Source organism: Rhizobacter sp. P1_G5 (genome assembly GCF_056405435.1).
In genome coordinates, this window is record NZ_JBFUCB010000280.1 from 1 (window position 1) to 7,439 (window position 7,439).

7 protein-coding genes, 1 tRNA gene and 1 pseudogene are annotated in these 7,439 nt (G+C 64.0%); 4 read left to right on the top strand and 5 right to left on the bottom strand.

The features are described 5' to 3' along the window. The 5 genes from AC1D12_RS18850 to ispB all read right to left on the bottom strand — a co-directional run. On the bottom strand, positions 1–849 hold an 849-nt coding region (locus AC1D12_RS18850; RefSeq protein ID WP_477825522.1), incomplete at its 3' end, for a prepilin peptidase. Between the two features lie 9 nt (positions 850–858). After that, positions 859–2,082, bottom strand: coding sequence for a type II secretion system F family protein (locus AC1D12_RS18855; RefSeq protein WP_047500138.1), 1,224 nt, complete (start codon positions 2,080–2,082; stop codon positions 859–861). A gap of 76 nt (positions 2,083–2,158) precedes the next feature. Further along, positions 2,159–3,886, bottom strand: a complete 1,728-nt coding sequence (gene pilB, locus AC1D12_RS18860; protein WP_047500994.1) for a type IV-A pilus assembly ATPase PilB — start codon at positions 3,884–3,886, stop codon at positions 2,159–2,161. Positions 3,887–4,077: 191 nt separating this feature from the next. Further along, a tRNA-Pro gene (locus AC1D12_RS18865) sits at positions 4,078–4,154 on the bottom strand. A 74-nt stretch (positions 4,155–4,228) separates the two neighbouring features. After that, a complete protein-coding gene (ispB, locus tag AC1D12_RS18870; protein ID WP_052211279.1) occupies positions 4,229–5,170 on the bottom strand; it encodes an octaprenyl diphosphate synthase in 942 nt (313 codons plus the stop codon). A 282-nt stretch (positions 5,171–5,452) separates the two neighbouring features. Between ispB and rplU the strand changes: the two genes are divergently transcribed. From rplU to AC1D12_RS18890, 4 genes and pseudogenes are all read left to right on the top strand, one after another. Continuing rightward, positions 5,453–5,764: a 50S ribosomal protein L21 gene (gene rplU, locus AC1D12_RS18875; RefSeq protein WP_047500142.1), complete on the top strand. Its 312-nt coding sequence runs from the start codon at positions 5,453–5,455 to the stop codon at positions 5,762–5,764. 31 nt (positions 5,765–5,795) lie between these two features. Beyond that, complete coding sequence (gene rpmA, locus AC1D12_RS18880) at positions 5,796–6,056, top strand: 50S ribosomal protein L27 (RefSeq protein WP_047500144.1); 261 nt, start codon at positions 5,796–5,798, stop codon at positions 6,054–6,056. 132 nt (positions 6,057–6,188) lie between these two features. Next, positions 6,189–7,280 (top strand): Obg family GTPase CgtA, encoded by a 1,092-nt coding sequence (gene cgtA / locus AC1D12_RS18885; RefSeq protein WP_047500996.1) that lies wholly within the window; start codon positions 6,189–6,191, stop codon positions 7,278–7,280. Between the two features lie 5 nt (positions 7,281–7,285). Continuing rightward, positions 7,286–7,439 (top strand): annotated as a pseudogene (locus AC1D12_RS18890) (glutamate 5-kinase); the annotation flags it as partial.

The following is a 7,439-nucleotide window of genomic DNA, read 5'->3' on the forward strand; positions in this document are numbered from 1 at the left end:
GGCCCAGCCGAGCCAGCCGAGCACGCGCGCGTGGCCCGCGAGCAGCACGACGATGCCGCCGCCGGCGAGGAACGGGCCGAAGGGCACGTAGCGCCCCTCGCGCAGCGAACTCATCGCCTTCATGCCGATGCCGACCACCGCGCCGATCACCGAGGCACCCAGCACGATCGGCAACACCATCTGCCAGCCCAGCCAGGCGCCCAGCGCCGCGAGCAGCTTGAAGTCACCGAAGCCCATGCCCTCCTTGCCGGTGGTCAGCTTGAAGAGCCAGTAGACGGACCACAGCGACAGGTAGCCGGCGACCGCACCCCACAGCGCCTGCGGCAGCGGGATCGTCCAGCCGAGCGCGCTGGCCACCAGGCCGGCCCACAGCAGCGGCAGCGTCAGGTTGTCGGGCAGCAGCGTGGTGTCCCAATCGATGCCGGCCAGCGCGATCAGCACCGCCACCATGCCGCACCACAGCACGGCGACCGGCTGCGCGCCGAAGCGCCATCCGATGGCGGCGAACAGCACGCCGGTCAGGATCTCGACGAACGGGTAGCGCGCCGAGATGCGCGTCTTGCAGGCCGAACAGCGCCCGCGCAGCCACAACCAGCTCAGCACGGGAATGTTCTCGTACCAGGTGATCATGTGGCCGCACGACGGGCAGCGCGAGCGCGGCTTCGACAGCGTGATCGGCTCGGGGACGTCGATCTTGACGCCGAGCATCTCGGCGCTTTCGATCTTCCAGCCACGCTCCAGTGCCATCGGCAGGCGATGGATCACGACGTTCAGGAAGCTGCCGATGCACAGGCCGAAGACGGCCAGTGCAGCGGGGGTCAGGAAGATTTCAAGCAGGTCCTTGTCCATCTGGGCCGGTCACACCACCTGGCCGATCTTGAAGATGGGCAGGTACATCGACACGACGATGCCGCCGATCAGGACGCCCAGGATCACGATGATGAACGGTTCCATCAGGCTCGACAGGCCCTTCACGGCCTCGTCGACCTCGTCCTCGTAGAACTCGGCCGACTTGCCGAGCATGCCGTCGAGCGAGCCGGATTCTTCACCGATGGCGCACATCTGCAGCACCATCGTCGGGAAGATGCCGGTGGTCGACATCGAGGTCGTCAGGCTGGCGCCGGTCGACACGTCCTTCTGGATCTGTTCGGTGGCTTCCTTGAAGACGGCATTGCCGGAGGCGCCACCGACCGAGTCGAGCGCTTCGACGAGCGGCACGCCGGCGGCGAACATGGTCGACAGCGTGCGGGTCCAGCGGGCGACCGCCGACTTGTAGACCAGGTCACCGAACACCGGAACCTTCAGCAGCAGCCGGTCCATCGCTTTCTGCATCTTCTCGGAGCGCTTCCAGGACTCCAGGAAGAAGTAGGTGCCGCCGCCCAGGAAACCGAAGATCGCCCACCAGTAGCTGACGAAGAACTTCGACAGCGCGATCACCACCAGCGTGGGTGCGGGGAGGTCGGCGCCGAACGACTTGAACACTTCCTCGAAGGCCGGGATCACGAAGATCATGATGACCGCGATGACGACGAAGGCGACGACCAGCACGGCCACCGGGTACATCAGCGCCGACTTGATCTTGTTCTTGATGGCCATCGTCTTTTCTTGATAGATGGCCAGTCGATCAAGCAGTGCTTCCAGGATACCGCCGGCTTCACCGGCCTCCACCAGGTTGCAGTACAGCGCGTCGAAATACAAAGGGTGCTTGCGGAAAGCCGACGACAGGCTGGTACCCGTCTCGACGTCGGTGCGGATGTCGGTCAGCAGCTTGGTCAGGCGGGGATTGGCGCTGCCGCGCGCGACGATGTCGAAGGCCTGCAGCAGCGGCACGCCGGCGCGCATCATCGTCGCCAGCTGGCGCGTGAAGATCGCGATGTCCTTCTGCTTGATCGAGCGGCCGCCGCCCATGCGGCGCTTCTTGACCTTGTTGACCAGGATCCCCTGGCGGCGCAGGCTGGCGCTGACCACGGCTTCGCCGCCCGCGCGCATCTCGCCTCGAACGATCTTGCCGTTCTTGTCCTTGCCTTCCCACTCGAAGACGAATTCCCGGATGTTGCTTTTCGCCGCAGTTGCAGTTGCCATGGTGCCTGCGAGAACACTCAGGTCCTCGTCCCGTTGAATAGTTGTTCGACACGTGCCGCGAACGGCACGGATTGCATCAGTCGTTGGTAGCGGAGATGACCTCTTCCAGCGTCGTGAACCCGGCCCGGACCTTGACCAGGCCAGATTGCCGCAGGCTGCGGACGCCTTCCTTGGTGGCCTGGTCCGCGATGTCCATCGCCGTTCCTTCGGCCAGGATGATGCGCTGAATGTCTTCGCTGATGGGCATCACTTGGTAAATGCCGACACGACCTTTGTAGCCGTTGCTGCAGGCGGAACATCCGACGGCCCGGTACGGCTTCCAGGTGCCGTCGATGTCCTTTTCGGTGAAACCGGCCTTCAGCATCGCTTCACGCGGGTAGTCGGCGGGCGCCTTGCACACCTCGCACAGGCGTCGTGCAAGTCGCTGCGCGGTGATCAGCAACACGCTGGATGCGATGTTGAACGGCGCCACGCCCATGTTCAGCAGGCGGGTCAGGGTGGTCGGTGCGTCGTTCGTGTGCAGCGTCGACATCACCATGTGGCCCGTCTGCGCCGCCTTGATCGCGATGTCGGCAGTCTCCAGGTCGCGGATCTCGCCGACCATGATCACGTCCGGATCCTGGCGCAGGAACGACTTCAAAGCCGCCGAGAAGGTGAGCCCGGCCTTGTCGTTGACGTTGACCTGGTTGATGCCGGGGAGGTTGATTTCCGCGGGGTCCTCGACGGTCGAGATGTTGACGCCCGGCTGGTTCAGGATGTTCAGGCAGGTGTAGAGCGACACGGTCTTGCCGCTGCCGGTCGGGCCGGTCACGAGGACCATCCCATAGGGGCGGCTGATGCACTTCAGCAGGCGGTCCTTCTCGATCTTCTCGTAGCCGAGGGCCTCGATGCCGAGCTTGGCGCTGGACGGATCGAGAATCCGGATCACGATCTTCTCGCCGAACAGCGTGGGCAAGGTGCTGACCCGGAAGTCRATCGCCTTGTTGCCGAACTTCAGCTTCATCCGGCCGTCTTGCGGGACGCGCTTCTCGGAGATGTCGAGCCGCGAGATCACCTTGATGCGCGACGCGAGCTTTTCCTTGATCGCGATCGGCGGCTGCGTGATTTCACGCAACTCGCCGTCGACGCGGAAACGCACGCGGTAGTGGTATTCGTAGGGCTCGAAGTGCAGGTCGGAGGCGCGGGCGTTGATCGCGTCGATCAGCATCTTCTGCAGGAAGCGCACGACCGGGGCGTCCTCGACGTCGGTCGTGACCTCCTGGCTTTCCGGGGCAGCCGTGGTGTCTTCGTCGGTGACGTCGAACTCGAACTCGCCGCCGACGATGTTCTCGAGCGACTCGGTCGCGCTGGCGCCGCTGCTCTCGAGGATCTTCGCCAGCTTGTCGTGCTCGACGATGATCCATTCCGGCGACAGCTGCGTCGCGAACTTGATGCGTTCAGCGGCTTCCTGGTCGGTCGGGTCGGCGCCGCCGATGAACAGGCGATTGCCGCGCTTGCCCAGCACCAGCACCTGGTACTGAACGGTCAACTTGGCGTCGATGACGTTCTTCGGCAGCTTCTGGGGGTCGACCGCATTCAGGTCGAGCAACGGCAGCGCGAGTGCCGTGGCCAGGGTGTGTGCCAGATCGGAAGGAGAGACTGCACCGGCGGCGATGACAGATGCAACGAAGCTGGCTTTCTTGTCCTTCGAGGACTTGACCAGATCTTCAGCGGTCTTCGCATTCAGCTTGCCTGCATGCACCAGGACCCGGGCAACGCCGGAGAGTGCAGATTGGGGGGCTTCGGCAAGAGTGTCCACAGGCAGGTTTCGTGCAAAAAAACAAGTCGACGATCGAACGATGATCGCCGATTCAAGTGGCACTGTAAACCGAAGCCGGCCCGGGAGCGGTCAAGAAGTCACGCCAAGCAGCCTGATCGCGTGCAACAGATTGCGTCAGGGTGACTGCGACTGAGGGCCGGGCTGATGAACAACGACAGCGAGGACTGCCGGAAAACTGGTCGGGGTGAGAGGATTCGAACCTCCGGCCTCTACGTCCCGAACGTAGCGCTCTACCAGGCTAAGCTACACCCCGATCTTCGGTGCGAACCCGCGAGCATCGCGAGGCACCTGATGACAAACAAGCCGCAGTGTTCTGATTCGGGGGTCTCAGAACGACCTGTCTATCGATCGAAAACACAATTCTAGCAGAGCTTCGCGGTGTTTCGAGTCGGGCAGCGACAAGAGACTCGTGCGTGCCTTGTCAGCCTCGTCGCGCGCGGCTTGCCGCGTGGCGTCCAGCGCACCGGTGAGGCGGACGATTTCGACGATTTCCGCCAGGCGATCCACCTCGCCGTGCTCGATCGCATGGCGCACCACGGCGCGTTGCTCCGTGCTGCCGCGTTCCATCGCCAGCAGCAGCGGCAGCGTCGGCTTTCCTTCGCGCAGATCGTCGCCGACGTTCTTGCCCAGCTGCTCGGTCGCGCCCTCATAGTCGAGCAGATCGTCAACCAGCTGGAAGGCCGTCCCGAGCGCTCGACCGTAGCTCGCGCAGGCCTCTTCGAGGTGCGGCGGCGCATCTGACAGCACTGCACCGAGCCTCGCGCTGGCCTCGAACAGCTTGGCCGTCTTGAACCGGATGACCCTCAGGTAGTCGTCGACCGCGATGTCCGGGTCGTGCATGTTCATCAATTGCAGCACCTCGCCCTCGGCGATCACGTTCGTCGCGTCGGCCAGGACTTCGAGCACCCGCATGCGGTTGACCGACACCATCATCTGGAAGGCGCGCGAATAGAGGAAGTCGCCGACGAGCACGCTGGCAGCGTTGCCGAACAACGCATTGGCGGTTGTCCGGCCGCGGCGAAGCTCCGATTCATCGACGACATCGTCGTGCAGCAGCGTTGCCGTGTGGATGAACTCGACGATCGCGGCCAGCTCAAACCGCTCCGGCCCCCGAAAGCCCAGCGCGTTGGCAAACAGCAACACCAGCATCGGGCGAATGCGCTTCCCACCGGCGCTGATGATGTAGTTGGAAATCTGGTTGATCAGCGCGACGTCGGAGGACAGGCGTTGCCGGATCACCTGATCGACCTCGCTCATTTCCGGTGCCATGAGTTGCGCCATGTCGGGCGCGGGACTGGTGGGATGCGTGGTGGAGGTCTGCACGGAAGGCTCGGGTGGTTGCGCGAAATTATAGGAAGCAGGCGCGCGCGATCGATTCGTGCAGGATTGCCCGCTCGGTGAATGCCTCGTCGCTGGCGTCGGGCTTTCCCAGGCTTGGCTGCGCGTGATAGACTCACGGGCTCTGCATTTCCTGCAGGGTTCGCCCATGGGTGCCGTCCATCGAGTAGATCGAGAGCCGAGGCCCTGGCGGAATTCATCGAAAGGGCTGATATGTACGCGGTCATAAAAACCGGTGGCAAACAATACAAGGTTGCTGCAGGCGAAAAGATCAAGATAGAACAGATTGCTGCGGATGTTGGCCAAGAGATCACGATCGACCAGGTGCTCGCTGTCGGAAACGGCGCGGATCTGAAAGTCGGGACTCCCTTGGTTGCGGGCGCAAGCGTGAAGGCCACCGTGGTGGCGCAGGGCAGGCACGACAAGGTGCGCATCTTCAAGATGCGTCGTCGCAAGCACTACCAGAAGCGGCAAGGTCACCGCCAGAACTTCACCGAGATCGAGATCAGCGCGGTCGCCGCCTGATCGGCTGTCCCAAGCTTCCAGGAGTTAAACCATGGCACAGAAAAAGGGCGGCGGTTCCACACGGAACGGCCGCGATTCCCAACCGAAGATGCTCGGCGTCAAGGCCTTTGGCGGCCAACAGATTCCGGCCGGTTCGATCATCGTCCGCCAGCGCGGCACGAAGTTCCATGCCGGTCAGAACGTCGGCATCGGCAAGGACCACACGCTGTTCGCRCTGGTCGATGGTGAAGTCAGCTTCGCCATCAAGGGCCCGCGCAACCGCCAGACGGTCAGCGTCAAGACGGCAGCGTGAGCTGCGGCTGCCTCGCGCAGCCGGCGTTGATCCCGAGCCCCGGTCACCCGGGGCTTTTGTTTTTTCCGGTCGCCGGACGACCGGTGGCCTACCATGCAGCCTCTGGCGGCGCGGTGGCCTGTGGGCGAGATCATGAAATTCGTAGACGAAGCGACCATCGATGTGGCGGCAGGCAATGGCGGCAATGGCTGCATGAGCTTTCGCCGCGAGAAGTTCATTCCGTTCGGTGGACCGAACGGGGGTGATGGCGGGCGCGGCGGCAGCGTCTTCGCCGTCGGCGATCGCAACCTGAACACGCTGATCGATTTCCGCTACGCACGCCGGCACGAGGCCCGCAGCGGCGAGAACGGTCGCGGGTCCGACCAGTACGGCGCCGCTGCCGAAGACATCGTGCTGCGCATGCCGATGGGCACGATCATCAGCGACACCGAAAGCGGCCAGGTGCTGGCCGAGTTGCTGGTGCCGGACGAGAAGGTGTTGCTGGTCAAGGGCGGCGACGGCGGCTTCGGCAACCTGCACTTCAAGACCAGCACCAACCGCGCACCGCGCCAGAAGACGCCCGGCTGGCCCGGCGAGCAGAAGAAGCTGAAGCTCGAACTGCGCGTGCTGGCCGACGTCGGCCTGCTCGGCATGCCGAACGCCGGCAAGTCGACGCTGATCGCCGCGATCTCGAATGCCAAACCGAAGATCGCCGACTACCCGTTCACGACGCTGCACCCGAACCTGGGTGTGGTTCGCGTGGCGCCGGAGCAGAGCTTCGTCGTGGCCGACATCCCCGGCCTGATCGAGGGCGCGGCCGAAGGTGCCGGCCTCGGCCACTACTTCCTGCGCCACCTGCAGCGCACCCACCTGCTGCTGCACCTGGTCGACATGGCGCCGTTCGACGAGGCGGTCGACCCGGTCGCGCAGGCGAAGGCCATCGTCACCGAGCTGAAGAAATACGACCAGTCGCTGCATGACAAGGCGCGCTGGCTCGTCCTCAACAAGCTCGACATGGTGCCGCTCGAAGAGCGCGAGAAGCGCGTGAAGGATTTCGTCAAGCGCTTCAAGTGGAAGGGCCCGGTGTTCCAGATTTCCGCGTTGACGCGTGAAGGTTGCGAGCACCTGGTGCATGCGATCTACAAGCATGTGGCGGCCCTGAAGAACGTCGTGCCGGACGATCCCGATCCCCGCTTCGACGCGCCCGTGCAAGACCAGGGGTCCCCTGCTGCCGCCCACGAGTGACGACCATGAGTGACGCGCTGAAGAACGCCCGCCGCATCGTCGTCAAGGTCGGCTCCAGCCTCGTGACCAACGAAGGCCGGGGCGTCGATGCCGAAGCGGTCGGTAACTGGTGCCGGCAGATGGCGCACATCGCGGGCCAGGGGCGCGAGATCGTGATGG